Origin of the sequence: Pseudomonas sp. SMN11 (genome assembly GCF_052041945.1) — a bacterium.
Lineage (GTDB): Bacteria > Pseudomonadota > Gammaproteobacteria > Pseudomonadales > Pseudomonadaceae > Aquipseudomonas.
In genome coordinates, this window is the sequence record NZ_JBKGGW010000003.1 from 299885 (window position 1) to 324305 (window position 24421).

The following is a 24421-nucleotide window of genomic DNA, read 5'->3' on the forward strand; positions in this document are numbered from 1 at the left end:
CTCCTGTGAATGTGGGGCTGCTGCGCAGCCCTAATCATCCCAAGCCGAGCGCCAGTGGTGCGTTAGAAGCTATCGCCAGGCACGCGAACCCAGCCCTCCATCAGCACGCGAGCACTGCGGCTCATGATTGCCTTGGTCACCGTCCACTGGCCATCCACCTGGCGCGCCTCGGCCCCGACCCGCAACGTGCCGGACGGATGACCGAAACGCACGGCACTGCGCTCACCCCCGCCCGCAGCGAGGTTGACCAAGGTGCCCGGAATGGCCGCGGCGGTACCGATGGCCACGGCTGCGGTGCCCATCATCGCGTGGTGCAGCTTGCCCATGGACAACGCACGCACCAGCAGGTCGATGTCACCGGCCGCAACCGCCTTGCCACTGGACGCAGTGTAGGTGCTCGGTGGCGCAACGAAAGCCACCTTCGGCGTGTGCTGACGCCCGGCAGCCTGGTCGACATGCTCGATCAGGCCCATGCGCACGGCGCCATAGGCGCGGATGGTCTCGAAACGCAGCAGCGCCTGTGGGTCGCCGTTGATCGCATCCTGCAATTCGGTACCGGTGTAGCCGATGTCGGCGGCATTGACGAAGACGGTCGGGATGCCGGCGTTGATCAAGGTCGCCTTGAAGGTGCCGACACCTGGCACTTCGAGGTCGTCCACCAGGTTGCCGGTGGGGAACATCGCCCCACCGTCGCCCTCCTCGTCGGCGGCCGGGTCAAGGAACTCCAGCTGCACTTCGGCGGCCGGGAAGGTCACGCCGTCGAGCTCGAAGTCGCCGGTTTCCTGCACTTCGCCTTCGGTGATCGGCACATGGGCGATGATGGTCTTGCCGATGTTGGCCTGCCAGATACGCACGGTGGCGACGCCGTTGCGCGGAATGCGCGCCGGGTCGACCAGGCCATTGCTGATGGCGAACGAGCCGACCGCCGCAGACAGGTTGCCGCAGTTGCCGCTCCAGTCGACGAAGGCCTTGTCGATGGCGACCTGGCCGAACAGGTAATCGACATCGTGCCCAGGCTTGATGCTCTTCGACAGGATGACCGTCTTGCTGGTGCTCGAGGTGGCGCCGCCCATGCCGTCGATCTGCTTGGCATAAGGGTCGGGGCTGCCGATGACCCGCAACAGCAAAGCGTCGCGCGCCGGGCCTGGGACCTGGGCCGTTTCCGGCAGGTCTTGCAGGCGGAAGAACACGCCCTTGCTGGTACCGCCACGGATGTACGTGGCGGGGATTCTCACTTGCGCTGGATGTGCCATGTTCAAGTCCTGTTCAAGCGGTCGCTTCGAGGAAGTCCTGGGCAAAGCGCTGCAGCACGCCGCCCGCCTCATAGATCGACACTTCCTCGGCAGTGTCCAGGCGGCAGGTGACCGGCACTTCCACACGTTCGCCATTGCGCCGTGTGACCACCAGGGTCAATGTCGCGCGTGGCTTGCGCTGGCCGAGCACGTCGTAGGTCTCGCTGCCGTCCAGGCCCAGGGTCTTGCGGTCGGTGCCCGGTTTGAACTCCAGCGGCAACACGCCCATGCCCACCAGGTTGGTGCGGTGAATGCGCTCGAAGCCCTCGGCAACGATCGCTTCGACACCAGCCAGGCGCACACCCTTGGCCGCCCAGTCACGGGACGAGCCCTGGCCATAGTCGCCACCTGCAACGATAATCAGTGGCTGCTTGCGCTCCATGTAGGTTTCGATGGCCTCCCACATGCGCGTGACCTTGCCTTCCGGCTCGATGCGCGCCAGCGAGCCTTGCTGCACGCTGCCGTCGTCTTTGCGCACCATTTCGTTGAACAGCTTGGGGTTGGCGAAGGTGGCGCGCTGCGCGGTCAGGTGGTCACCACGGTGGGTGGCGTAGGAGTTGAAGTCCTCTTCCGGCAGGCCCATCTTCGCCAGGTATTCACCCGCGGCGCTGTCGAGCAGGATGGCGTTGGACGGCGACAGGTGGTCGGTGGTGATGTTGTCCGGCAGCACCGCCAACGGGCGCATGCCGCGCAGGGTGCGTTCACCGGCCAGGGCGCCTTCCCAGTATGGCGGACGGCGGATATAGGTGCTCATCGGGCGCCATTCGTACAGCGGCGCGACTTTCGGCCCACGGTCTTCCTCGATGGCGAACATCGGGATGTAGACCTTGCGGAACTGCTCCGGCTTGACCGCCGCACGCACGACCGCGTCGATTTCCTCGTCGCTCGGCCAGATGTCCTTGAGGCGGATTTCCTTGCCGTCGACCACGCCCAGCACGTCCTTTTCGATGTCGAAGCGGATGGTGCCGGCAATCGCGTAGGCCACTACCAGCGGCGGCGAGGCAAGGAACGCCTGCTTGGCATAAGGGTGGATGCGCCCGTCAAAGTTGCGGTTGCCCGACAGCACGGCGGTAGCGTACAGGTCACGGTCGATGATTTCCTGCTGGATCACCGGGTCCAGTGCGCCGGACATGCCGTTGCAGGTGGTGCAGGCGAAGGCGACGATGCCGAAGCCCAGTTGTTCCAGCTCCTTTTCCAGCCCCGCTTCTTCCAGGTACAGCTGCACGGCCTTGGAGCCGGGTGCCAGCGACGACTTGACCCACGGCTTGCGGTTGAGGCCGAGCTTGTTGGCATTGCGCGCCAAAAGGCCGGCGGCAATCACGTTGCGCGGGTTGCTGGTGTTAGTGCAGCTGGTGATGGCGGCGATGATCACCGCACCGTCGGGCATCTGCCCCGGCACTTCTTCCCAGGCACCGGCGATGCCCTTGGCCGCCAGGTCGCTGGTAGCGACGCGGGCATGCGGGTTGGACGGGCCGGCCATGTTACGCACCACGCTCGACAGGTCGAAGCTCAGGGTGCGCTCGTATTCGGCCTTGGCCAGGCTGTCGGCCCACAGGCCGGCGACCTTGGAGTAGGTCTCCACCAACTGCACCTGCTGGTCGTCGCGGCCGGTCAGCTTGAGGTAGTCGATGGTCTGCTGGTCGATGGCGAACATCGCAGCGGTGGCGCCGTATTCCGGGGCCATGTTGGAGATGGTGGCACGGTCGCCCAGGGTCAGGGCGCGCGCACCTTCGCCATGGAACTCGAGATAGGCGCCGACCACTTTCTGCTTGCGCAGGAATTCGGTCAGGGCCAGTACCAAGTCGGTGGCGGTGATGTTCGGTGCCAGCTTGCCGGACAGCTCGACGCCGACGATTTCCGGCAGGCGCATCCACGAGGCGCGCCCCAGCATGACGTTTTCGGCTTCCAGGCCGCCAACACCAATGGCGATCACGCCCAAGGCGTCGACATGCGGGGTGTGGCTGTCGGTGCCGACGCAAGTGTCCGGGTAGGCCACGCCGCGGTCGCTGTGGATGACCGGCGACATCTTCTCCAGGTTGATCTGGTGCATGATGCCGTTGCCGGGCTGGATCACGTCGACGTTCTTGAACGCCTTCTTGGTCCAGTTGATGAAATGGAAGCGGTCTTCGTTACGGCGGTCTTCGATGGCGCGGTTCTTTTCGAACGCCTGTGGGTCGAAGCCACCGCACTCGACGGCCAGGGAGTGGTCGACGATCAGCTGCACCGGCACCACCGGATTGACCTGGGCCGGGTCACCGCCCTTGTCGGCGATGGCGTCACGCAGGCCGGCGAGGTCGACCAGGGCAGTCTGGCCGAGGATGTCATGGCACACCACGCGGGCCGGGAACCACGGGAAGTCGAGATCGCGCTTGCGCTCGATCAGCTGGCCCAGCGAGGCTTCGAGGGTGGCCGGGTCGCAGCGGCGCACCAGGTTCTCGGCCAGCACGCGGGAAGTATACGGCAGGCTGTCGTAGGCACCGGGCTTGATGGCCTCGACGGCAGCGCGGGCATCGAAGTAGTCCAGGGCTGTGCCTGGCAGGTTCTTGCGGAATGCAGTATTCATCTTGGAATCAGGCTCGGTCACAGGATTCGGAAGGTTGCCCCGCTTCCACAAGGGAAGCGGGTTGCCTCTCTTTATCTATTCAGCGCTGTTCGATCGGCACGAACTGGCGCTGTTCGACGCCGACGTACTCGGCGCTCGGGCGGATGATGCGGTTGTTGGCGCGCTGTTCGAACACGTGCGCGGCCCAGCCGGTCAGGCGCGAGCAGACGAAGATCGGGGTGAACAGCTTGGTCGGGATGCCCATGAAGTGGTACGCCGAGGCATGGTAGAAGTCGGCGTTGGGGAACAGGCGCTTCTGCTCCCACATGGTTTTGTCGATGGCTTCGGAAACCGGGTACAGGACCGTGTCACCGACCTGGTCGGCCAGCTGCTTCGACCAGCCCTTGATCACCTCGTTGCGCGGATCGGACTCTTTGTAGATCGCGTGGCCGAAGCCCATGATCTTGTCCTTGCGCTCAAGCATGCGCAGCAGTTCGGCGGTGGCCTCCTGCGAGCTCTGGAAGCGCTCGATCAGTTCCATCGCCGCTTCGTTGGCACCGCCGTGCAGCGGGCCGCGCAGCGAGCCGATGGCAGCAGTGACGCAGGAATACAGGTCGGATAGGGTCGAAGCACAGACCCGCGCGGTAAAGGTCGAGGCGTTGAACTCATGCTCGGCATAGAGGATCAGCGACACGTTCATCACCTTGACGTGCAGCTCGCTCGGCTTCTTGCCATGCAGCAGGTGCAGGAAGTGGCCGCCGAGGGTGTCTTCGTCGCTGGTGCAATCGATGCGCACGCCGTGGTGGGTGAAGCGGTACCAGTAGCACATCACTGCCGGGAACAGCGCCAGCAGGCGGTCGGTCTTTTCGCGCTGGGCTTCGAAGGTCAACTCCGGCTCCAGGGTACCCAGTACCGAGCAACCGGTGCGCATCACGTCCATCGGGTGAGCATCGCGCGGGATGCGCTCGAGCACTTCCTTCAGTGCCTGCGGCAGGTCACGCAGGCCCTTTAGCTTGTGCTTGTAGTCGGCAAGTTCGGCCTTGCTCGGCAGCTCGCCGTACAGCAGCAGGTAGGCGACTTCTTCAAATTCGGCACCGGCGGCCAGGTCACGGACGTCGTAGCCACGGTAGGTCAGGCCTGCACCGGCCTGGCCCACGGTCGACAGTGCGGTCTGGCCGGCCACCTGGCCGCGCAGGCCAGCGCCACTGAGTACTTTTGCTTCGGCCATGGTGTTTCTCCTTTCTTGAATTTGTTATAGGAAGCGATCTGGCTAATTCGGGAGCGGTGCGCTCAACCTTTCTTCTGGGCAAACAGCGCGTCGAGGCTCTGCTCGAAGGCGTGGTAGCCAATGGCGTCGTAGAGCTCCATGCGGGTCTGCATGGTGTCGATCACGTTCTTCTGCGTGCCGTCGCGGCGTAGTGCGGTATAGACGTTCTCCGCCGCCTTGTTCATGGCGCGGAACGCCGACAGCGGGTACAGCACCAGCGACACGTCGACCGAGGCCAGCTCTTCTGTGGTGTACAGCGGCGTGGCGCCGAATTCGGTAATGTTGGCGAGGATCGGCGCTTTCACCCGGTCGGCGAAGGTCTTGTACATCGACAGTTCGGTAATGGCTTCCGGGAAGATCATGTCGGCACCAGCCTCGATGCAGGCGGCGGCACGGTCCAGGGCGGCGTTCAACCCTTCCACCGCCAGGGCATCAGTACGCGCCATGATCACGAAGCTGTCATCGGTGCGGGCATCCACCGCGGCCTTGATGCGGTCGACCATCTCCTGCTGGGTGACGATCTCCTTGTTCGGGCGGTGGCCGCAGCGCTTGGCGCCAACCTGGTCCTCAATGTGGATCGCTGCTGCTCCGAACTTGCACATCGAGCGCACGGTGCGCGCGACGTTGAAGGCCGATGCGCCGAAACCGGTGTCGACATCCACCAGCAACGGCACGTCGCAGACGTCGGTGATGCGGCGCACATCGGTCAGCACATCATCCAGGCCACTGATGCCCAGGTCAGGCAGGCCCAGGGAGCCAGCGGCAACCCCGCCACCGGACAGGTAGATGGCCTTGAAACCGGCACGCTTGGCCAGCAGCGCATGGTTGGCGTTGATTGCGCCGACCACTTGCAGGGGGTGTTCGGCGGCAACGGCGTCGCGGAAACGCTGACCGGGGGTGCTCTTCACAGTCATTTCTCACCTCGTGGGCTGTTGTTGTTGGCGTCCAGGTAGTGACGCTCGATGTTGCGCTTGGACGCGCCGATGTGGCGGCGCATCAGGAGTTCGGCCAGTTCGCCGTCACGGTCGGCGATGGCATCGAGAATGCGGTGGTGTTCGGCAAAGGCCTGGCGCGGCCGGTTGGGCGTGGCGGAAAACTGGATGCGGTACATGCGCACCAGTTGATACAGCTCGCCGCAAAGCATCTTGACCAGAGTCTGGTTGCCGCTGCCCTGGATGATCCGGTAGTGGAAGTCGTAGTCGCCTTCCTGCTGGTAATAACCAAGCCCGGCCTGGAACGCAGCATCGCGCTCATGGGTATCGAGCACCCGGCGCAGCTCGTCGATTTCAGCCTGGCTCATGCGCTCGGCCGCCAGGCGGCAAGCCATGCCCTCCAGCGATTCGCGGATTTCGTACAGCTCGATCAGCTCGGCGTGGTTGAGCGACACCACCCGCGCGCCGACATGCGGCACGCGCACCAGCAGACGCTGGCCCTCCAGCCGATGAATGGCCTCGCGCAGCGGGCCGCGGCTGATGCCATAGGTGCGCGCCAGCTCCGGTTCGGAGATCTTGCTGCCCGGGGCGATGTCGCCCTTGACGATCGCCGCCTGGATACGCCGGAAGACATTCTCGGACAAGGTTTCCGTTTCGTCTGACTCGACGGGGCTTGGAGTGGGGAGGTCCAGCATATTGTCGACACCTCGCTAATCGCTTGAGCAGAAACTAGCGAATCAGAGGCGCGCAGTCAAAGACAAAATGAATATTGTCGACAATCGTCTAAGAACGAACTTACCCAGTGATGGCGTTGTCAGATCGCTTCACGCTGGCGTCAAGACGTCGGCGTGATAGAATGCCGCGCCTCCAACGGGGTATCGATAGTGTATTTGGCATCAATTCATGTTGTTGACAGATGAACGAGGAAGCTTGCGCAGTCGTTGCCAGTCACCTTTGCCCCCGAACACTGCACAGCTCAGCACCACGCCAGGACTATGAGACTTACACCCGTATTATTGCTGTTATGCCTCACTCTGCTGCCGGCCCTTGGCCAGGCGGCGGGCAAGACCGTGTACGGTCTGAACGAATACGCCCGGCTCGGCGACCTTGACCTGGAAGTGGCCGCCAAGCTCGACACCGGCGCCAAGACCGCGTCGCTTAGTGCCCGTGATATCAAGCGCTTCAAGCGCAACGGCGAAAGCTGGGTGCGCTTCTATCTGGCCATCGACGCCGCCCATTCGCACCCCATCGAACGCCCGCTGGCGCGCGTGAGCAAGATCAAGCGCCGCGCCGGCGACTATGATGCGGAATCCGGCAAGGCCTACACCGCCCGCCCGGTCATCGAACTTGAAATCTGCATGGGCCAGGCCCGGCGCACCATCGAAGTCAACCTCACCGACCGCAGCGCCTTCCAGTTCCCGCTGCTGATCGGCTCCGAGGCGCTCAAGCACTTCGACGCGCTGGTCGACCCAAGCCTTAAATACGCGGCCGGCAAACCTGCCTGTGCCACCGACGCTCCCAAAGCAGAGTAACCCCGATGCGCTCTCTTACCCTCCATCTGAAAGTCCTGATCACCGTGCTGGTGCTGCTTGGCGTGGCGGTCACGGCCTATCAGATCTTCGTGCTCGGCATCCCGGTGACCGAGGACGAGACCGACGACTTGTGGAACATCGACGCCAAGGTCGAGTTCGTCGCCAGCTCCAAGGACCCGGTCAAGATCCAGATGTTCGTGCCGCCGCTGAACCGTGACTACGTCAGCCTCAACGAGAGCTTCATCTCCAACAACTACGGCGTCAGCGTCAACCGCGTCGACGGCAACCGCAAGGTAACCTGGTCGGCGCGCCGCGTCAGCGGCAACCAGACCCTGTACTACCGCCTGGTGCTGACCAAGCGCTACAGCAACGAAAAATCCGCCATCAAGGGCCCGACCTTCCGTGACAGCCTGGCCATCGACGGCCCCGAGAAGATCGCCGCCGAAGCCCTGATGGCACCGATCCGCCAGCACTCGGCCGACGTCGAGACCTTCGTCAGCGAGACCATCAAACGGGTCAACAACCTCAACGACGACAACGTCAAGCTGCTGCTGGCCGGCGACACCTCGCCGATGAAGAAGGCCCAGGTCATCGACCTGTTGCTGTCGATCGCCCACGTGCCGATGGAAAAGGTCCACACCATCCGGCTGGTGGCCGACACTCCGCAAACGCCTGAACTGTGGCTGCGCAGCTTCAACGGCAACGACTGGCTGTACTTCAACCCGGACACCGGCGAACAGGGCCTGCCAGCCGACCGCCTGCTGTGGTGGACCGGTGACGACAACCTGATCACCGTCGATGGCGGCAAGAAGGCCAACGTCACCTTCAGCATGAACAACAGCGAGATGAACGCCATCCGCCTGGCCAAGCTGACCGACGAGAACACCGACGCCGACTTCCTCGAGTACTCGCTGTACGGCCTGCCGCTGCAGACCCAGCAAACCTTCATGATCATGGTGATGATCCCGATCGGCGTGCTGGTGATCCTGATCCTGCGCAACCTGATCGGCATCCAGACGCTGGGTACCTTCACCCCGGTGCTGATCGCCCTGGCCTTCCGCGAGACCCAGCTGGGCTTCGGCATCGTGCTGTTCACGGTGATCACCGCGCTGGGCCTGTCGCTACGCTCGTACCTGGAACATCTGAAGTTGCAGATGCTGCCGCGCCTGTCGGTGGTGCTGACCTTCGTCGTGGTCCTGATTGCCGCCATCAGCCTGTTCAGCCACAAGCTGGGCCTGGAGCGCGGCCTGTCGGTGGCGCTGTTCCCGATGGTGATCCTGACCATGACCATCGAACGCCTGTCGATCACCTGGGAAGAGCGCGGTGGTGGCCATGCCATGAAAGTGGCGATCGGCACCCTGTTCGCCGCCTCCCTGGCACACCTGCTGATGATGGTGCCGGAGCTGGTGTACTTCGTCTTCACCTTCCCTGCCGTGCTGCTGATCCTGGTGGGCTTCATGCTGGCGATGGGTCGCTACCGCGGCTACCGCCTGACCGAGCTCGTGCGTTTCAAGGCATTCCTGAAGAAGGCTGACGCCTGATGTTTGGCCTGATCAAGACGTGGAAGGCCCTGGAGGCCCGGGGCATCATGGGGATCAACCGGCGTAACGCGGACTATGTACTGAAGTACAACAAGCGCAGCCTGTACCCGATCGTCGACGACAAGATCATCACCAAGGAGCGTGCGCTTGCTGCCGGCATCCATGTCCCGGAGATGTACGGCATCATCGAGACCGAGAAGCAGATCGAAAAGCTTCACGAGATCATCGGAGGGCGCAACGACTTCGTCATCAAGCCGGCGCAGGGCGCCGGCGGTGACGGCATCTTGGTGATCGCCGACCGCTTCGAGAACCGCTATCGCACGGTGTCGGGCAAGATCATCAGCCACGAGGAAATCGAGCACCAGGTGTCGAGCATCCTCACCGGCCTGTACTCGCTCGGTGGCCACCGCGACCGTGCGCTGATCGAGTACCGGGTGACCCCGGACCAGATCTTCAAGAGCATCAGCTACGAGGGCGTGCCAGACATCCGCATCATCGTGCTGATGGGCTACCCGGTGATGGCCATGCTGCGCCTGCCGACCCGCCAGTCCGGCGGCAAGGCCAACCTGCACCAGGGCGCCATCGGCGTGGGCGTGGACCTGGCCACCGGCGTGACCCTGCGCGGCACCTGGCTAAACAACATCATCAGCAAGCACCCGGACACCACCAACGCGGTGGACGGCGTGCAATTGCCGAACTGGGACGGCTTCATGAAGCTGGCCGCCGGCTGCTACGAGCTGTGCGGGCTGGGCTACATCGGCGTGGACATGGTGCTGGACCAGGACAAGGGGCCGCTGATTCTCGAACTCAACGCCCGCCCCGGCCTGAACATCCAGATCGCCAATGACACCGGGCTGACCCAGCGCACCCATGCCATCGAAGCGCACATCGAAGCGCTGGCCAAGGAAGGCATTACCGAAGACGCCGAGCAGCGTGTACGGGTGACACAGAATCTATTCGGGCACGTGCATCCGCGTTAATCAAGCTGGGGCCGCTTTGCGGCCCCAGGCAATGTTTAATGTCGCGCCTGGTGCTAGGCGCATTTCCTACACAGGTCTACAATCGCCCTCCTCGCTTTTACATCGCCGTCCACACTGATGCCGACCTGTACGCTCCACCCCCTGCCCTACCAGCCCGACCCCGCTGCCTACTTCGCCCGCCTGCGCCAGGCCCCCGGCGCGATCCTGCTCGACAGCGCCCGCCCCGGCGCCGAGCGCGGCCGCTTCGACCTGTTCAGCGCCTGGCCCGTGCAACACCTGCGGGCCCAGCCCGACGAGGATGGCCGCGCCTTCCTCGAACGCCTGCGCGCCAGCCTGGCGCAACTGGGTGAGGCACAACTGCCCGCGGGCATCGAGCTGCCCTTCGCCGGCGGCCTGATCGGCTACCTGAGCTACGACTTCGGCCGCCGCCTGGAACAGCTACCCAGCCTTGCGAGCGACGACCTGGCCTTGCCCGATGCGCAGCTGGGCCTGTACGCCTGGGCATTAGTGACCGACCACCAGCTTGGCACCAGCCAACTGGTGTTCCACCCGAGCCTGGCGCCTGAAGAGCGGCTTCGCCTTACGGCATTGTTCGAGACTGTCGACACTTCGACGTTCGGCGATTTCCAACTGCTTGCCCCGATGCGGGGCGACTTGCAGCCCGAACAATACCAGGCCGGCTTCGACCAGGTGCAGCGCTACATCCAGGCCGGCGACTGCTACCAGATCAACCTCACCCAGCGCTTCCGCGCCCCCTGCCAGGGCGACCCGTGGCACGCCTACCAGGCCCTGCGCCAAGCCTGCCCGACCCCATTCTCCGGCTACCAGCAGCTGGAGGATGGCAGCGCGCTGCTGAGCTTCTCCCCGGAGCGCTTCATCCGTGTCAGCCAGGGCCAGGTGGAAACCCGCCCGATCAAGGGCACCCGCCCGCGCTCGGCCGACCCGGCCGAAGACGCGCGCAATGCCGAAGAGCTGCGCCACAGCGCCAAGGACCGCTCGGAAAACCTGATGATCGTCGACCTGCTGCGCAACGACCTGGGGCGCACCTGCGAAATCGGCTCGGTGAAGGTGCCGGAGCTGTTCAGCCTGGAAAGTTACCCCAACGTCCACCATCTGGTCAGCAGCGTCACCGGCCAGCTGGCCCGCGACAAGGACGCCCTGGACCTGATCGGCGACAGCTTCCCGGGTGGCTCGATCACCGGCGCGCCGAAGATCCGCGCCATGCAGATCATCGACGAACTGGAACCCACCCGCCGCGCGCTGTACTGCGGCTCGCTGTTGTACGTGGACGTGCGCGGCGAGATGGACAGCTCCATCGCCATCCGCAGCTTGCTGGTCAAGGATGGCCAGGTCAGTTGCTGGGGCGGCGGCGCAGTGGTGGCCGACTCGAACTGGCAGGCCGAATACGAGGAATCGATTGCCAAGGTGCGGGTGCTGATGGAAACGCTGCAGAGCCTTTGAGGCTCATCGCCAGGCGTCTACCCCGCCATTTTTTGTTACCATCACCCCATTACGAGCGCACAGCGCCACAGCCAAGATGGAAACCGCCTGATGAGCCAACCCTTCGACGTCGCCGCCCTGGCCGCGACGTATGCCAACAAGTCCCCGCAGGACATCCTCAAGCTCGCCTTCGAGCACTTTGGCGATGACCTGTGGATCTCCTTCAGCGGCGCCGAAGACGTGGTGCTGGTCGATATGGCCTGGAAGCTGAACAAGCAGGTCAAGGTGTTCAGCCTCGACACCGGCCGCCTGCACCCGGAGACCTACCGTTTCATCGATCAGGTGCGCGAGCAGTACAACCTGCCGATCGAAATCCTCAGCCCGGATCGCGCCAAGCTCGACCCGTTCGTCAAGGAGAAAGGCCTGTTCAGCTTCTACAAGGACGGCCACGGTGAGTGCTGCGGCATCCGCAAGATCGAACCGCTGCGGCGCAAGCTCGCCACCGTCAGCGCCTGGGCCACCGGCCAGCGTCGCGACCAGAGCCCAGGCACCCGCAGCCAGGTGGCAGCACTGGAAGTCGATGGCGCGTTCTCCACGCCCGAGCGCACCCTGTACAAGTTCAACCCGCTGGCGCAGATGACCAGCGAGGAAGTGTGGGGCTACATCCGCATGCTCGAACTGCCGTACAACAGCCTGCACGAACGCGGCTTCATCAGCATCGGTTGCGAGCCTTGCACGCGCCCGGTGCTGCCGAACCAACATGAGCGCGAAGGCCGCTGGTGGTGGGAAGAGTCGACCCAGAAGGAATGCGGGCTGCACGCTGGCAACCTGATCAGCAAGGCCTGATTCGCAGGCAAACAAAAACCGGCCCGAGGGCCGGTTTTTTCATTTCTGCCGTACTCAGTGCACCGGCAGCTCGACGCCTTCGAACAGCTCTTCAAGCTCCTGCTTGTTGTGGCACTGAATCGCCTTGGCCATCACTTCACGGGTCAGGTGCGGTGCGAACTTCTCGATGAAGTCGCACATGAACCCACGCAGGAAGGTGCCACGGCGGAAGCCGATCTTGGTGATGCTGGCTTCGAACAGCTCGCTGGCATCCAATGCCACCAGGTCGCTGTCGAGCTTGGTGTCGACCGCCATCTTGGCCACGATGCCCACGCCCAGCCCCAGGCGCACATACGTCTTGATCACGTCGGCGTCAGCGGCGGTGAACACCACTTTCGGCGTCAGGCCACGGTGGTTGAAGGCTTCGTCCAGTTTCGAGCGACCGGTGAAACCGAACACGTAGGTAACGATCGGGTATTCCGCAACGGCTTCCAGAGTCAGCTTCGGCAACTTGGTCAGCGGGTGACCTTGCGGCACCACCACGCAACGGTTCCACTTATAGCACGGCATCATGATCAGGTCGCCGAACAGCTCCAGCGCCTCGGTGGCGATGGCGAAATCGACGGTGCCGTCTGCCGCCATTTCCGCGATCTGCATGGGCGAGCCCTGATGCATGTGCAAGGCCACTTCCGGGTACTGCTTGATGAAGCTGCTGATCACCGGTGGCAGCGCATAGCGTGCCTGAGTGTGAGTTGTGGCGATGGACAGCGTGCCCTTCTTCTCGTTGGAGAACTCCTGGGCGATCTGCTTGATGCTCTCGACCTTGCGCAGGATCTCGCCAGCGGTGTTGATGATGCGCTCACCGGCCGGGGTTACGCGGGTCAGGTGCTTACCGCTGCGGGCAAAGACTTCAACACCCAGTTCATCCTCGAGCAGACGGATCTGCTTGCTGATCCCCGGCTGCGAGGTGTACAGGCTCTGCGCCGTCGCGGAGACGTTGAGGTCATGGTGCGCCACTTCCCAGATGTAGCGCAGTTGTTGAAGCTTCATAGGTTTCCCTCGAATCGGCGATAAGTCAGCGGCAGCAGGCAGCGACGAGATATAACTATATTAGTGGTTCTCGAAATAAAACTAGAACTATTTTGTTACACGCATCTCCGAACTAACCTACCGTCAGCTTCACGATTTCCTACGCCCAAGGTGCTGCGATAGCGGCACCATGTACACCGGCACCGGCGACAGTTGCAGCAAGCGCACCGCCGTTCGGCCAATCGGCACATCCACCCCAGCACCGGCCGTGTGGCTGCCGAAGACCAACAGGTCGACACTCAGCCTCTGCGCCTGCTCAAGGATGACCTGCGCCGGGTCACCCTGGCGCACCCGTACTGCCTTGATCAGTGCCAGGTCTGCGTCCTCGCCCAATTCGTCACGAAAGTTTTCCAACACCCGCTGTTCTATATTGGCCATCACCGTATTCACGCCTTCGCTGTGCAATTCATCCAGCGTCTGCTCATCGAGGTAACTCTGCAGCAGGGACTCGGCGAACTGCCCCATGGGCTCCACCGCATGAATCACGTAGAGCTCCGCGCTGAAGGCGCGAGCCAGGGTCAGGGCGTGCTGCATGACAAAAGGTGCGTAGACACCGAGGTCGGTGGCGTACAGCATGGAGCGGATCATTCGACCTCCTCGACTGCCGTTGCGGCAGAGCAAGCTTCAGCTTAGCAGCGCACCGCACCCGCGCTTTGCCGTCCGGCGCACTGCTGATGCGGCCTGCAGAGGATTCAGCCAGCCCGGTTGGTGCGGTCGATGAAGGCCAGGGCCTGATGCAGCATGTGCATTCGGGGCAGGCTGCAGCCGGCCGCCTGAGCGCGAGCAATCGGCTCGGCATAGATCGCCTGCAGCTCCAGTGGGCGATGCTGGACATGGTCGTGGTACATGCTCGGCCAGTAATCGGGCATCTGTTCGGTCATGCGCAGCAGCTGCTCGGCGTAGCCCGCTGGCAACTCATGCCCGCACGCGGCGGCTCCCTGCACCACTTCAGCCATCAGCGTCTGGATCAGCTCGCGGCTGTCGGCATCGGCCATCAGCGGCGCGGTACTGGCCCCCAGCAACACCGAAAGGCCGTTGTACGGCACGTTCCACACCAGCTTCTGCCAGCGCGCCTGGCCGAGATTGGCCATGGCCTGGGAGTCGATGCCCGCCGCACGGAACAACCCGGCGCCCGCTTCGACGATCGCCGCACCGCCATCTTCGGCTGGCCCACTGTGATAGCCGAGATTGACCGCACCCAGCGCCTGGTGCCGAATCACTCCGGGGGCCTGGCGATTGACGCAGATGAAACACAGGCCTCCCAGTAAATGCAGGTTACCCGGCAAAGCCGCCCTCATCTGCTCCTCCACACCGAGGCCATTCTGCAACAGCACCACCTTGGCATCGGCAGCGGCGGCCTGGACGATCAGCGCTGCTATCTCGGCATTGCTGGTCGCCTTGGCGCCCACCAGCAGCCAGTCGCAGGGCGGCATGTCGGCAGCGCTGGCATAGGCATTGACCGGCATCTGCAGCGCGCCATGCAGCGCATGCTCGAGTTTCAGGCCCTGTTCGCGCACCACGTCATATTCGCTACGCAGCAGAAAATGCACATCGAAACCGGCGCGTGCCAGCATCAGCCCATAAAAGCCACCGATAGCACCGCTGCCGATGATGCCGATACGCAGTTTGCGAGGGTTCATGCTGCTCTCCATCTCTGATTCTGGTGCGCTTTTTTACACCGTTCGCGGCTTTCTGCGCACCCTGAATGCAGCTCAAGCCCCTTGCGCCAGGGAAAAACCCTGCACTGCGTGGCTCAGGCCATTGTCGCGCCCCCAGTAACGCGCTAAGGTTCTGCTCCCCGCTGCGAACATTATTGCTGCTGGGCCGCACGGGGATTGCTGGCGGCCGGCACCCGTGACCTGACGAGTAACACGATGGCTGATTTACCGATCGACGACCTTAACGTTGCTTCCAACGAGACCTTGATCACCCCCGATCAGCTCAAGAAGGAAATCCCCCTCAGCACCAAGGCCCTGCAGACCGTGACTGCCGGCCGCGAAGTGGTGCGCAATATCCTCGACGGCAAGGACCATCGCCTGTTCGTGGTGGTCGGCCCCTGCTCCATCCATGACATCAAGGCTGCCCACGAATACGCCGAGCGCCTCAAGGTGCTGGCCGAAGAAGTCTCCGATACGCTGTACCTGGTCATGCGTGTGTACTTTGAAAAGCCACGTACCACTGTCGGCTGGAAAGGCCTGATCAACGACCCGTACCTGGATGACTCGTTCAAAATTCAGGACGGCCTGCACATTGGCCGCAAGCTGCTGCTGGACCTGGCCGAAATGGGCCTGCCGACCGCTACCGAAGCACTCGACCCGATCTCCCCGCAGTACCTGCAGGACCTGATCAGTTGGTCGGCCATCGGTGCGCGCACCACCGAATCGCAAACCCACCGCGAGATGGCCTCGGGCCTGTCCTCGGCAGTCGGCTTCAAGAACGGCACCGATGGCGGCCTGACCGTGGCCATCAATGCCCTGCAGTCGGTGTCCAAGCCGCACCGCTTCCTCGGTATCAACCAGGAAGGCGGCGTGTCGATCGTCACCACCAAGGGCAACCCGTATGGCCACGTGGTACTGCGTGGCGGCAACGGCAAGCCGAACTACGATTCGGTCAGTGTCGCCCTGTGCGAACAAGACCTGGCCAAGGCCAAGATCAAGGCCAACATCATGGTCGACTGCAGCCACGCCAACTCCAACAAGGACCCGGCCCTGCAGCCACTGGTCATGGAGAACGTCGCCAACCAGATCCTCGAAGGCAACCAGTCGATCATCGGCCTGATGGTCGAAAGCCACCTGAACTGGGGCTGCCAGTCGATCCCGAAAAACCTCGACGAACTGCAGTATGGCGTGTCGGTCACCGATGCCTGCATCGACTGGTCGGCCACCGAGAAAACCCTGCGCAGCATGCACGCCAAACTCAAGGATGTGCTGCCACAGCGCAAGCGCGGCTGAGTTTCAGCACAATGAAAAACGCCGGGCATTGCCCGGCGTTCTTTTATCTGGCGTTTGTCGCCCGTTCAGGCCTTGCTCGAATGGCGCTGTTGACGCTCCATGTAGCGCTCCACATACGAGCAGGAAGGGATCACCGTGTAACCCATCTGGTCGGCGTACTCGAGGGCCTTCTCGGTCAACGCTGCTGCGATTCCGCGGCCTCTCAGAGCGTTGGGGACGAAAGTGCGATAGATGTCCAGCGTCTGCTTGCCCAGGTCCATGTACGTCAGGTAGGCACGATGACCGTCCACGTTGGTTTCGAACTGATGACCGGCCTGGTCATGGTGGATGGTCAGCGCTTCACTCATCACTACTCCTCGCTGGTCTTTCTGGCAGACCCTTACCTTAACCGATGTGGTTTATCCGGCGGAGGAACCTCAACGCCACCTCTTGCCCCTTGGACCATAAGCCGACAGCAATCGTTCGACCCGGTCGGGGCACCTCCAAATAGTAGGCGCCGCAAGCGGGATTTCTCAAGGTGGCCAGCGTTAAAAAGTAGCAGGAGCCCACGCCAGTGTCCTTGCCCTGGCGCACGCTGCAACAGCAACCGGATGTTGTTATGCTTAAGACGCAAAGGGACAGTTAAAGTCACCCTTAGTTCAACAAAAAAGTTCCTGTTCTACAATCGCTTGCGCCCGCTACACGGTTTTTTCACAAACCCCCCGCAAATCTTGTCGGCCTGACCCCGTGCAACATTTTTTTTGCAGTTCTTGCGCTCTGTCAGTTTACTTACTACAAGTAATGGGTACTATGTACGCCGGCCAGTTTCTCTTTTCCGAGAGATGGCTATTTAATAGAAAGTCCTTGAAGGGGAACACGATGAACAACGTTCTGAAATTCTCTGCTCTGGCTCTGGCCGCAGTTCTGGCTACCGGTTGCAGCAGCGTATCCAAAGAAACCGAAGCTCGTCTGACTGCGACTGAAGACGCAGCAGCTCGCGCTCAAGCCCGTGCTGACGAAGCCTACCGTAAGGCTGACGACGCAATGGCAGCCGCTCAGAAGGCTCAGCAGACTGCTGACGAAGCCAACGAGCGCGCTCTGCGTATGCTGGACAAAGCCAGCCGCAAGTAATAATCCTCACGGATTGTTATGGAGCCGACCCACTTGTGGGTCGGCTTTTTTATTGCCTGGACGAAAGCCCTCCTCCGGAAACGAAGAGGCCCGCATCAGATTGTTAACCTGAGCGGGCCTCGGAGGTGTTGCAAAAGCGTTACTGCAGTTCGGGCGGAATGCTCGACACCATGGGTGCGGCACCCTGGTTATTGACGGGCACGGCAATCTCCACCGGCATACCGTCTTCCGCCGCAACCACGTCACGCACCATGTCCCAGTTCATGCGCAGGTTGTTGGCCAGGTCTTCACGCTTGAGCAAGGCATTGATGACGGCCGTGTGCTTGTCGACCACGGACGGGTTGCCATGATCGTCCAGCGGCGTATGCGCCTCGAGGTACACCTTGCCGCCACTGATGCCAAACTTGTAAGGCTCGTTGATGATGCGCACCGGCGTCCCCACCGGCACCATCTTCGACAGTTCAAGCACGTTGTTATTGAGCATGCGGAAGCAGCCATGGCTGGTGCGCATACCGATACCGAACTTCTTGTTCGAACCGTGGATCAGGTAGCCCGGTACACCCAGGGTAAACTTGAACGGCCCGAGCGGGTTGTCCGGGCCGGCAGGCACGACGGTCGGCAGGATGTCACCGTCCGCAGCGTGCTCGGCACGGATCGACGCGGGCGGGGTCCAGGTCGGGTTCGGCGTCTTCGCGGTGATCTTGGTCATCGCTACAGGCGACCCCCAGCCCTCACGACCGATACCCAACGGGAAGGTATGCACCACGTTCTGCCCTTTCGGATAGTAGTACATGCGATACTCGGCCAGGTTAATGACGATGCCTTCACGCGGCCCCGGCGGCAGGATGTAGCGGGTCGGCAGGACGATCTCGGTGCCGGCACCCGGCAGCCACGGGTCGACACCCGGGTTGGCGGCGATCATTTCCAGGTAGCCGAGGTCGTTGGCAGTGCCGATGTCGGCAAAGGTGTCTTCGTACTTGGCCTTGATCGTCTGGACCTGGCCAACGACGTCTTCACCGGGTGGTGGCAGTGGCAGTTCCAGCGCAGCAGCAGGGCCCGCTACCAGCAGGGCGGCCAGGGACAGGCAACGGGTGACGGCGGGAAAGCGCGGCAACATCCGGTAAATCCTTCGAAAGGTAGTCAAGAAGCACGATTGTACACCCGCCTCGCTGCAAGCGGGAGGCATTGGCACCTTACAAGCGTTTCAGATGATGAAAGGTGCACACAGTCGCGCACCTGCAATTCACCTCAGAGCTCGGGCCAGACCGGCCGCATGCCGCGACGCTGGGCATCGAGAATCGCCCGGCACAGGTCGCACAGGCGCCCGTCACGGTAGATGCTGCGGGGCACACCGGACCAGCGTGGCTGCGCAGGCAGCAGGCCGCCGCACAAGGTACGATCGACCGGCACGCCGAGTTCGAGTTGACGGGCCACGAGGTGGACGCGGATTTCCTGGCAAGCGAACAGGTCGAGCTGTTCATCGGGCTCGATCAGTTGGTAGGCAAACAAGGACCAGGCAGGGCGCGGCATCGGGGGCTCTCGAAACGGGGGGCGCAACATTAGCCGAAAGCCGGCCCCGTTTAAAGCGTCATAACAAGGGTTTTATCGCCGGCCAGGCATTTTCCAGCAAACGTTGCTGGGCACCCTGTGCCGGATGGATGCCATCGGCCTGCATCATCCCCGGCACCCCCCCCACCCCTTCGAGGAAGAACGGCACCAGCGCCACCTGTTTTTCCGTTGCCAGCTGTTCATAGACATTGGCGAAGGCCGTCGTGTAACGCACGCCATAGTTCGGTGGCAGGCGCATGCCCAGCAGCAGCACCTTGGCCCCCGCCTTGCGGGCACTCTCGATCATCGAGGCAAGATTTTGTTGCAATTGCTGCGGAGGCTGCCCGCGCAGGCCATCGTTGCCCCCCAGCTCCAGCACCACCAGGCTCGGCTTGTGCGCTGCAAGCAGCGCCGGCAGCCGCGCCTGGCCACCTGCACTGGTGTCGCCACTGATCGACGCGTTGACCACCTGATCGTCGAAACCTTCGTCCTTGAGCCGGGTCTGCAACAAAGAGACCCATCCCTGGCGGGTATCCAGGCCAAAACCCGCGCTGATACTATCGCCGACAACCAGCAATGTTCCCGCCGCCGCGCTCTGGGCCAGGCAATACAGGGCCAGACCGGCACTCAACCACCACACTCGCATCGGATTCTCCATGGGCCCCAGCATTCTCGTTGCGCAGAACCTTAGCAAAGTGGTCCCCAGCGCGGAAGGTGACCTGACCATCCTCCACGCCCTCTCCCTCGACCTCGCCCAGGGCGACAGCCTGGCCATCGTCGGCGCCTCCGGCTCGGGCAAGTCGACCCTGCTCGGGCTGCTCGCCGGCCTCGACCGCCCCAGCGCCGGCCAGGTCACCCTCGCCGGTCACGACCTCGGCCCGCTGGACGAGGACCAGCGCGCCAGGGTCCGTGCCGAGCATGTCGGTTTCGTCTTTCAGTCGTTCCAGCTGCTCGACAGCCTCAACGCCCTGGAAAACGTGATGCTACCGCTGGAGCTGGACGGTCGGCGCGATGCTCGCGAGCACGCCCGCACCCTGCTGGAGCGGGTCGGCCTTGGCAAGCGCCTGACCCACACCCCGCGCCAGCTTTCCGGTGGCGAGCAACAGCGGGTCGCCATCGCCCGCGCCTTCGCCGCACAACCGGCAGTGCTGTTTGCCGACGAACCCACCGGCAACCTCGACAGCCATACCGGCGAGCGCATCAGCGACCTGCTGTTCGATCTGAACAAGGAGCGCGGCACCACTCTGGTGCTGGTCACCCATGACGAGCGCCTGGCCCGGCGCTGCCGGCGCCAGATCCGCCTGGACGCAGGTCGCCTGGTGGCGCCGGTGGAGGCCTGATGAAGCATATGCCGCTTTCCCGCCTTTGCGGCCTGGCCTTGCGCCAGCTGCTGCGCGACATCCGCGCCAGCGAAGTGCGCGTACTGTTCTTTGCCTTGCTGGTGGCGGTCGCCGCCAGTACCGCCATCGGCTATTTCGGCGCCCGCCTGAATGGCGCGATGCAACTGCGCGCCAGCGAGTTCCTCGGCGCCGACCTGGTATTGCAAGGCAGCGCACCGGCCCGTGAAGAACAGCTCAGCGAGGGCCAGGCACTGGGGCTGCGGCATGCCCAGGTCGTGGAGTTCACCAGCGTGGTGGGCGGCGATGCCGGCATCCAGCTTTCCAGCATCAAGGCGGTCGACGGTGCCTATCCATTGCGCGGCCAGGTGCGCAGTGCCGCCGCCCCCTATGCCGAGGAAACCCCTGGCGGCGGCCCGGCTCCCGGAGAAGCCTGGGTCGAACCCCGCCTGCTCGCGGCCCTGGGGCTGAAGGTTGGCGACAGCATCGACGTCGGCATGAAGACCTTGCGCATGAGCCGCGTGCTGACCTACGAGCCAGACCGTGCCAACAACTTCTACAGCCTGACACCCCGCGTGATGATGAACCTGGCCGACCTGCAGGCTACCGGGGTCATCCAGCCAGGCAGCCGAGTCACCTACCGCGACCTCTGGCGCGGCGATGCCGAAGCCCTCGCGCAGTACCACAAGGGCGTGGACAAACACCTTGCCGCCAACCAGCGCCTGCTCGATACCCGTGATGGTAACCGGCAGATCGGCGGGGCCTTGGGCAAAGCCGAACGCTACCTGAACATGGCCAGCCTGGTCGCCGTGCTGCTGGCGGGCGTCGCCGTGGCACTGTCGGCGAGCCGCTACGCTGCGCGCCGCCTGGATGCCAGCGCCTTGCTACGCTGCCTGGGCCTATCGCGGCACCAGGCGCTGGGTTTGTATTGCCTGCAGCTGGCGATGCTTGGCCTTGTCGCCGCCCTGGTCGGTGCCCTGCTCGGCTGGCTGGCGCAACTGGGCCTGTTCCGCCTGCTGCATGGCCTGCTGCCCAACGAGGTGCCGGCCGGGGGCACGGTTCCGGCAATGGCCGGCATCGCCACCGGCCTGGTGGCCCTGGCCGGCTTTGCCTTGCCACCGCTCGCCGCATTGGGCCAGGTGCCACCGCTGCGCGTACTGCGCCGCGATCTGCTGCCCGTACCACCGAGCAGCTGGCTGGTGTATGGCGCCGCCCTGCTCGCCCTTGGCCTGATCATGTGGCGCCTGAGCCTTGACCTGCTATTGACCTTCGCTCTGCTGGGCGGCGGCCTGATCGCCGCGCTGCTGCTGGGCGGGCTGCTTCTGCTCGGCTTGCAGAGCCTGCGCAAGGCGCTCGCCGGCGCGCCGCTGGCCTGGCGCCTGGGCCTCGGCCAGTTGCTGCGTCACCCGATGGCCGCTGCCGGCCAAGCCCTGGCCTTTGGCCTGATCCTGCTGGCCATGGCCCTGGTTGCGCTGTTGCGGGCAGAGTTGCTCGACAACTGGCAGGCCCAACTACCCAAGGACGCCCCCAACCATTTTGCCCTGAACATCCTGCCCGCTGACCGCAAACCGTTCGCCCAGCGCCTGCACGAGGTGAATGCCCACTCGGCACCGCTGTATCCAGTGACCCCCGGCCGCCTGATTCAGATCAACGACCAACCGGTGCAGCAGATCGTCAGCAAGGATTCCGCCGGCGAGCGAGCCGTGCAACGCGACCTCAGCCTGACCTGGGCGGCCGACCTGCCTCAGGGCAATGCGCTGAGCGCAGGCAGTTGGTGGCAAGCGTTGCCTGGCAGCGATGAGATCCCCGGCGTTTCGGTCGAGGCCGAGCTGGCGGCCAGCCTCAAGTTGCAACTGGGCGACCTGCTGACCTTCGACATCGGCGGCGAGCAACGCCAGGCGCGAGTCAGCAGCCTGCGCAGCGTGCATTGGGACAGCTTTCAGCCAAACTTCTACATGATCTTCCAGCCGGGCACCCTGCAAGGGCTGCCAACCACCTACCTGACAAGCTTCTACCTGGGCCCAGGCCATGACCTGGATGTAGTGGCGTTGTCGCGGGCGTTTCCGGCGGTGACCATCCTGCAGGTCGATGCCTTGCTCGAGCAGCTACGCAGCATCCTCGCCCAGGTCACCCTGGCGGTCGAATATGTGTTGCTGTTCGTGCTGGCGGCGGGGCTTGCCGTGTTGTTCGCCGGACTGCAGGCGACGCTCGACGAACGGATTCGCCAAGGCGCCCTGCTGCGCGCACTGGGCGCCGCTCGCCCCTTGTTGGTCAAGGCGCGGCGCATCGAGTTCGGTTTGCTGGGGGCGGCCAGTGGTGCCTTGGCGGCGCTGGGGTGCGAGTTGATCACCCTGGTGCTGTATCGCTATGCATTCGACCTGCAGTGGAGCCCACATCCATGGCTGCTGGTGCTGCCGCTGGTCGGGGCGCTACTGGTGGGGGGGGCCGGGGTACTGGGGACTCAGCGAGCCTTGAACGCCAGCCCGTTGGCAGTACTCAGGGAGACCTGATGCTTGCCTGTACCGGCCTTGCCGTCGGTACAGGCGATATCAACTCATTGCCCGTAATGGATGCTGTTCACATACCAGGTAGCCTGACCGGTCGGCGTATTCACCAGCACTTCATCGCCCTCCTCCTTCTTGAGCAGGGCGCGGGCCATCGGCGAATCGATCGAGATATAGTCGTTACGGCCATAGATCTCGTCGTACCCGACAATGCGAAACTTCATGGTCTCGCCGTCATCGTTCTCGATTTCGACCCAGGCGCCGAAGAACACCTTGCCTTCCTGCTGCGGCGAGTAGGCGACCACCTTCACGTCCTCGAGGCGCTTGCGCAGATAGCGGACCCGGCGGTCGATCTCGCGCAGCAGCTTCTTGTTGTACTGGTAGTCGGCGTTCTCGCTGCGGTCACCCAGCGAAGCGGCCCAGGCCACTTTCTGGGTGATCTCCGGGCGATACACCCGCCACAGGTGATCCAGCTCCTTCTTCAGGGCCTCGTGACCTTCCGTGGTGATGATGTTGGTGCTCAACGGCGCGCTCCTCAGCGTCGGGTAATTAGGCCCTGACGCGCGATGCGGGTAAGCTGGCCAATGACTTCGGCCGCGTCTTCCCGGGCGGGTGCCTGGATCACCGCCAGGTCAAAGCGGTCGTTGCCGAACTGTTCCAGGCGGCAGGCGTCTTCGGCGAACTGGATGAGAAAGGCGCGGGCCTGGCCCTTGCGGCGCGACAAGCCTTCAAGGTGACGCAAGAGCGTGGGCTGGTGCTGACCACCGAGCAGGATGCGCGGTGTGCGGGACGCCTGGCTGGCAGGCAATGGGCTCAAACAGACACTGGTACGTGGGCAACTCATGGAGTTTTCTCCGCCTCGCGAATCCCGCTGGGCAGCGGTGGGAGGCGTCACCGAACCAGCGCTTTAGCGGTATTTCGGATGACCCGGAGAGGGGCCAGTCCTGCGCCCCGCAAGTAGCTGTTTAAATCGGCGCAGGCGGTATGCTAGAGCGACACGCCACAAGCTGCAAGCCCCAAGCTGAAAAGTGTTCGGCTTGGGGCTTGCAGCTTGCAGTTCGTGGTCTGTCAGCGGGCGATCAGGCGGTCGAGGGACAAGCGGCCAGCGCCTTCGATCAGTACCGCCACGGTGCCGGCCAGCAGCGCCAGGGCGAACTCATAGCCGTTGTTGGACATGAACAGGCCATTGTTGATGTGCACCGAGAAGATCGCCACCACCAGGGTCACCGTCAGTGCCAGTGCTGCAGGGCGGGCCAGCAGGCCGATCACCAGGGCAAGGCCGCCGAAGAACTCGGCGCTACCGGACAACAGGGCCATCAGGTAGCCCGGCGCCAGGCCGATGCTTTTCATCCATTGGCCGGTGCCTTCCAGGCCGTAGCCGCCGAACAGGCCGAACAGTTTTTGCGCACCGTGCGCCATGAAGATCACACCGACCAAGATGCGGATCACGCTCAGGCCCAGGCCAGCCCGGGTGGAGAGCAGTTTGCTGATTGCGTTGTTCATTTCGAAGCGTCCTTGAAACTGGGATGTT

Annotated in this window: 24 protein-coding genes; 9 read left to right on the plus strand and 15 right to left on the minus strand. The window is 63.4% G+C overall.

Translation table 11 applies throughout. From position 1 onward, the window contains the following. Positions 1 to 62: 62 nt before the first annotated feature. The 5 genes from prpF to ACLEJU_RS05505 all read right to left on the minus strand — a co-directional run bounded on the left by prpF (position 63) and on the right by ACLEJU_RS05505 (position 6728). Positions 63 to 1253, minus strand: a complete 1191-nt coding sequence (gene prpF, locus ACLEJU_RS05485; RefSeq protein ID WP_435422516.1) for a 2-methylaconitate cis-trans isomerase PrpF — start codon at positions 1251 to 1253, stop codon at positions 63 to 65. Positions 1254 to 1266: 13 nt separating this feature from the next. Then, a complete protein-coding gene (gene acnD, locus ACLEJU_RS05490; protein WP_435422515.1) occupies positions 1267 to 3855 on the minus strand; it encodes a Fe/S-dependent 2-methylisocitrate dehydratase AcnD in 2589 nt (862 codons plus the stop codon). A gap of 79 nt (positions 3856 to 3934) precedes the next feature. Next, positions 3935 to 5062 carry a bifunctional 2-methylcitrate synthase/citrate synthase gene (gene prpC, locus ACLEJU_RS05495; RefSeq protein WP_435422514.1) on the minus strand — a complete coding sequence of 376 codons (1128 nt, stop codon included), beginning with the start codon at positions 5060 to 5062 and terminating at the stop codon, positions 3935 to 3937. A 62-nt stretch (positions 5063 to 5124) separates the two neighbouring features. Then, a complete protein-coding gene (gene prpB / locus ACLEJU_RS05500; protein ID WP_060507956.1) occupies positions 5125 to 6015 on the minus strand; it encodes a methylisocitrate lyase in 891 nt (296 codons plus the stop codon). Further along, positions 6012 to 6728 (minus strand): GntR family transcriptional regulator, encoded by a 717-nt coding sequence (locus ACLEJU_RS05505; RefSeq protein ID WP_435422513.1) that lies wholly within the window; start codon positions 6726 to 6728, stop codon positions 6012 to 6014. Before ACLEJU_RS05505 ends, prpB begins: the two co-directional genes overlap by 4 nt. 300 nt (positions 6729 to 7028) lie before the next feature. Between ACLEJU_RS05505 and rloA the strand changes: the two genes are divergently transcribed. From rloA to ACLEJU_RS05530, 5 genes are all read left to right on the plus strand, one after another. Next, positions 7029 to 7565 carry a retropepsin-like aspartic peptidase RloA gene (gene rloA / locus ACLEJU_RS05510; protein WP_027919647.1) on the plus strand — a complete coding sequence of 179 codons (537 nt, stop codon included), beginning with the start codon at positions 7029 to 7031 and terminating at the stop codon, positions 7563 to 7565. A 5-nt stretch (positions 7566 to 7570) separates the two neighbouring features. Then, the gene (gene rloB, locus ACLEJU_RS05515; protein WP_294333384.1) at positions 7571 to 9106 is read left to right on the plus strand and encodes an osmotic stress tolerance membrane protein RloB; all 1536 of its coding nucleotides are present in this window, start codon (positions 7571 to 7573) and stop codon (positions 9104 to 9106) included. Beyond that, positions 9106 to 10086, plus strand: coding sequence for an alpha-L-glutamate ligase-like protein (locus ACLEJU_RS05520; RefSeq protein ID WP_435422512.1), 981 nt, complete (start codon positions 9106 to 9108; stop codon positions 10084 to 10086). Before rloB ends, ACLEJU_RS05520 begins: the two co-directional genes overlap by 1 nt. 117 nt (positions 10087 to 10203) lie before the next feature. After that, positions 10204 to 11547 carry an aminodeoxychorismate synthase component I gene (pabB, locus tag ACLEJU_RS05525; RefSeq protein ID WP_435422511.1) on the plus strand — a complete coding sequence of 448 codons (1344 nt, stop codon included), beginning with the start codon at positions 10204 to 10206 and terminating at the stop codon, positions 11545 to 11547. Between the two features lie 90 nt (positions 11548 to 11637). Beyond that, a complete protein-coding gene (locus tag ACLEJU_RS05530) occupies positions 11638 to 12372 on the plus strand; it encodes a phosphoadenylyl-sulfate reductase (protein ID WP_435422510.1) in 735 nt (244 codons plus the stop codon). Positions 12373 to 12426: 54 nt separating this feature from the next. Here ACLEJU_RS05530 and cysB read toward each other — a convergent pair whose 3' ends face one another. The 3 genes from cysB to ACLEJU_RS05545 all read right to left on the minus strand — a co-directional run bounded on the left by cysB (position 12427) and on the right by ACLEJU_RS05545 (position 15080). After that, positions 12427 to 13401 (minus strand): HTH-type transcriptional regulator CysB, encoded by a 975-nt coding sequence (gene cysB / locus ACLEJU_RS05535; RefSeq protein WP_027593928.1) that lies wholly within the window; start codon positions 13399 to 13401, stop codon positions 12427 to 12429. Positions 13402 to 13530: 129 nt separating this feature from the next. Continuing rightward, positions 13531 to 14028 carry a universal stress protein gene (locus tag ACLEJU_RS05540; RefSeq protein ID WP_435422509.1) on the minus strand — a complete coding sequence of 166 codons (498 nt, stop codon included), beginning with the start codon at positions 14026 to 14028 and terminating at the stop codon, positions 13531 to 13533. A gap of 104 nt (positions 14029 to 14132) precedes the next feature. Next, on the minus strand, positions 14133 to 15080 hold the full coding sequence (locus ACLEJU_RS05545; RefSeq protein ID WP_435422508.1) for a putative 2-dehydropantoate 2-reductase: 948 nt from the start codon (positions 15078 to 15080) through the stop codon (positions 14133 to 14135). A gap of 234 nt (positions 15081 to 15314) precedes the next feature. On the opposite strand from ACLEJU_RS05545, the gene ACLEJU_RS05550 reads away from it, so the two are divergent. Beyond that, a complete protein-coding gene (locus ACLEJU_RS05550) occupies positions 15315 to 16391 on the plus strand; it encodes a 3-deoxy-7-phosphoheptulonate synthase (RefSeq protein WP_435422507.1) in 1077 nt (358 codons plus the stop codon). Between the two features lie 65 nt (positions 16392 to 16456). Here ACLEJU_RS05550 and ACLEJU_RS05555 read toward each other — a convergent pair whose 3' ends face one another. Continuing rightward, positions 16457 to 16738, minus strand: coding sequence for a GNAT family N-acetyltransferase (locus ACLEJU_RS05555; protein WP_008095521.1), 282 nt, complete (start codon positions 16736 to 16738; stop codon positions 16457 to 16459). Positions 16739 to 17249: 511 nt separating this feature from the next. On the opposite strand from ACLEJU_RS05555, the gene ACLEJU_RS05560 reads away from it, so the two are divergent. Beyond that, entirely contained in the window at positions 17250 to 17501 is a 252-nt protein-coding gene (locus ACLEJU_RS05560; RefSeq protein WP_003250288.1) for an Lpp/OprI family alanine-zipper lipoprotein, read from the plus strand. Between the two features lie 139 nt (positions 17502 to 17640). On the opposite strand, the gene ACLEJU_RS05565 is transcribed toward ACLEJU_RS05560, so the two are convergent. The 3 genes from ACLEJU_RS05565 to ACLEJU_RS05575 form a co-directional block, all read right to left on the minus strand. After that, entirely contained in the window at positions 17641 to 18618 is a 978-nt protein-coding gene (locus tag ACLEJU_RS05565) for a L,D-transpeptidase family protein (protein ID WP_110631653.1), read from the minus strand. A 131-nt stretch (positions 18619 to 18749) separates the two neighbouring features. Next, positions 18750 to 19031, minus strand: a complete 282-nt coding sequence (locus ACLEJU_RS05570; RefSeq protein ID WP_027919636.1) for a hypothetical protein — start codon at positions 19029 to 19031, stop codon at positions 18750 to 18752. Positions 19032 to 19089: 58 nt separating this feature from the next. Beyond that, positions 19090 to 19695, minus strand: a complete 606-nt coding sequence (locus ACLEJU_RS05575) for an arylesterase (protein WP_294333510.1) — start codon at positions 19693 to 19695, stop codon at positions 19090 to 19092. A 10-nt stretch (positions 19696 to 19705) separates the two neighbouring features. Here ACLEJU_RS05575 and ACLEJU_RS05580 point away from each other — a divergent pair, with 10 nt between their 5' ends. Then, complete coding sequence (locus ACLEJU_RS05580; protein ID WP_435422506.1) at positions 19706 to 20389, plus strand: ABC transporter ATP-binding protein; 684 nt, start codon at positions 19706 to 19708, stop codon at positions 20387 to 20389. Continuing rightward, positions 20389 to 22896: an ABC transporter permease gene (locus ACLEJU_RS05585; protein WP_435422505.1), complete on the plus strand. Its 2508-nt coding sequence runs from the start codon at positions 20389 to 20391 to the stop codon at positions 22894 to 22896. Before ACLEJU_RS05580 ends, ACLEJU_RS05585 begins: the two co-directional genes overlap by 1 nt. Before the next feature lie 44 nt (positions 22897 to 22940). Here the strand turns inward: ACLEJU_RS05585 and greB are convergent, their stop codons facing one another. The 3 genes from greB to ACLEJU_RS05600 form a co-directional block, all read right to left on the minus strand. After that, complete coding sequence (greB, locus tag ACLEJU_RS05590) at positions 22941 to 23414, minus strand: transcription elongation factor GreB (RefSeq protein WP_435422504.1); 474 nt, start codon at positions 23412 to 23414, stop codon at positions 22941 to 22943. Between the two features lie 11 nt (positions 23415 to 23425). Next, positions 23426 to 23734: a hypothetical protein gene (locus tag ACLEJU_RS05595; RefSeq protein WP_103448157.1), complete on the minus strand. Its 309-nt coding sequence runs from the start codon at positions 23732 to 23734 to the stop codon at positions 23426 to 23428. 224 nt (positions 23735 to 23958) lie between these two features. Further along, complete coding sequence (locus tag ACLEJU_RS05600; RefSeq protein ID WP_435422503.1) at positions 23959 to 24393, minus strand: DoxX family protein; 435 nt, start codon at positions 24391 to 24393, stop codon at positions 23959 to 23961. Positions 24394 to 24421: the final 28 nt, after the last annotated feature.

What these genes read in the sequence shown, in the direction of transcription:
- prpF (WP_435422516.1), bottom strand. Translation starts at nt 1,253, where the DNA reads ATGGCACATCCAGCGCAAGTGAGAATCCCCGCCACGTACATCCGTGGC.
- acnD (WP_435422515.1), bottom strand. Translation starts at nt 3,855, where the DNA reads ATGAATACTGCATTCCGCAAGAACCTGCCAGGCACAGCCCTGGACTAC.
- prpC (WP_435422514.1), bottom strand. Translation starts at nt 5,062, where the DNA reads ATGGCCGAAGCAAAAGTACTCAGTGGCGCTGGCCTGCGCGGCCAGGTG.
- prpB (WP_060507956.1), bottom strand. Translation starts at nt 6,015, where the DNA reads ATGACTGTGAAGAGCACCCCCGGTCAGCGTTTCCGCGACGCCGTTGCC.
- ACLEJU_RS05505 (WP_435422513.1), bottom strand. Translation starts at nt 6,728, where the DNA reads ATGCTGGACCTCCCCACTCCAAGCCCCGTCGAGTCAGACGAAACGGAA.
- rloA (WP_027919647.1), top strand. Translation starts at nt 7,029, where the DNA reads ATGAGACTTACACCCGTATTATTGCTGTTATGCCTCACTCTGCTGCCG.
- rloB (WP_294333384.1), top strand. Translation starts at nt 7,571, where the DNA reads ATGCGCTCTCTTACCCTCCATCTGAAAGTCCTGATCACCGTGCTGGTG.
- ACLEJU_RS05520 (WP_435422512.1), top strand. Translation starts at nt 9,106, where the DNA reads ATGTTTGGCCTGATCAAGACGTGGAAGGCCCTGGAGGCCCGGGGCATC.
- pabB (WP_435422511.1), top strand. Translation starts at nt 10,204, where the DNA reads ATGCCGACCTGTACGCTCCACCCCCTGCCCTACCAGCCCGACCCCGCT.
- ACLEJU_RS05530 (WP_435422510.1), top strand. Translation starts at nt 11,638, where the DNA reads ATGAGCCAACCCTTCGACGTCGCCGCCCTGGCCGCGACGTATGCCAAC.
- cysB (WP_027593928.1), bottom strand. Translation starts at nt 13,401, where the DNA reads ATGAAGCTTCAACAACTGCGCTACATCTGGGAAGTGGCGCACCATGAC.
- ACLEJU_RS05540 (WP_435422509.1), bottom strand. Translation starts at nt 14,028, where the DNA reads ATGATCCGCTCCATGCTGTACGCCACCGACCTCGGTGTCTACGCACCT.
- ACLEJU_RS05545 (WP_435422508.1), bottom strand. Translation starts at nt 15,080, where the DNA reads ATGAACCCTCGCAAACTGCGTATCGGCATCATCGGCAGCGGTGCTATC.
- ACLEJU_RS05550 (WP_435422507.1), top strand. Translation starts at nt 15,315, where the DNA reads ATGGCTGATTTACCGATCGACGACCTTAACGTTGCTTCCAACGAGACC.
- ACLEJU_RS05555 (WP_008095521.1), bottom strand. Translation starts at nt 16,738, where the DNA reads ATGAGTGAAGCGCTGACCATCCACCATGACCAGGCCGGTCATCAGTTC.
- ACLEJU_RS05560 (WP_003250288.1), top strand. Translation starts at nt 17,250, where the DNA reads ATGAACAACGTTCTGAAATTCTCTGCTCTGGCTCTGGCCGCAGTTCTG.
- ACLEJU_RS05565 (WP_110631653.1), bottom strand. Translation starts at nt 18,618, where the DNA reads ATGTTGCCGCGCTTTCCCGCCGTCACCCGTTGCCTGTCCCTGGCCGCC.
- ACLEJU_RS05570 (WP_027919636.1), bottom strand. Translation starts at nt 19,031, where the DNA reads ATGCCGCGCCCTGCCTGGTCCTTGTTTGCCTACCAACTGATCGAGCCC.
- ACLEJU_RS05575 (WP_294333510.1), bottom strand. Translation starts at nt 19,695, where the DNA reads ATGCGAGTGTGGTGGTTGAGTGCCGGTCTGGCCCTGTATTGCCTGGCC.
- ACLEJU_RS05580 (WP_435422506.1), top strand. Translation starts at nt 19,706, where the DNA reads ATGGGCCCCAGCATTCTCGTTGCGCAGAACCTTAGCAAAGTGGTCCCC.
- ACLEJU_RS05585 (WP_435422505.1), top strand. Translation starts at nt 20,389, where the DNA reads ATGAAGCATATGCCGCTTTCCCGCCTTTGCGGCCTGGCCTTGCGCCAG.
- ACLEJU_RS05595 (WP_103448157.1), bottom strand. Translation starts at nt 23,734, where the DNA reads ATGAGTTGCCCACGTACCAGTGTCTGTTTGAGCCCATTGCCTGCCAGC.
- ACLEJU_RS05600 (WP_435422503.1), bottom strand. Translation starts at nt 24,393, where the DNA reads ATGAACAACGCAATCAGCAAACTGCTCTCCACCCGGGCTGGCCTGGGC.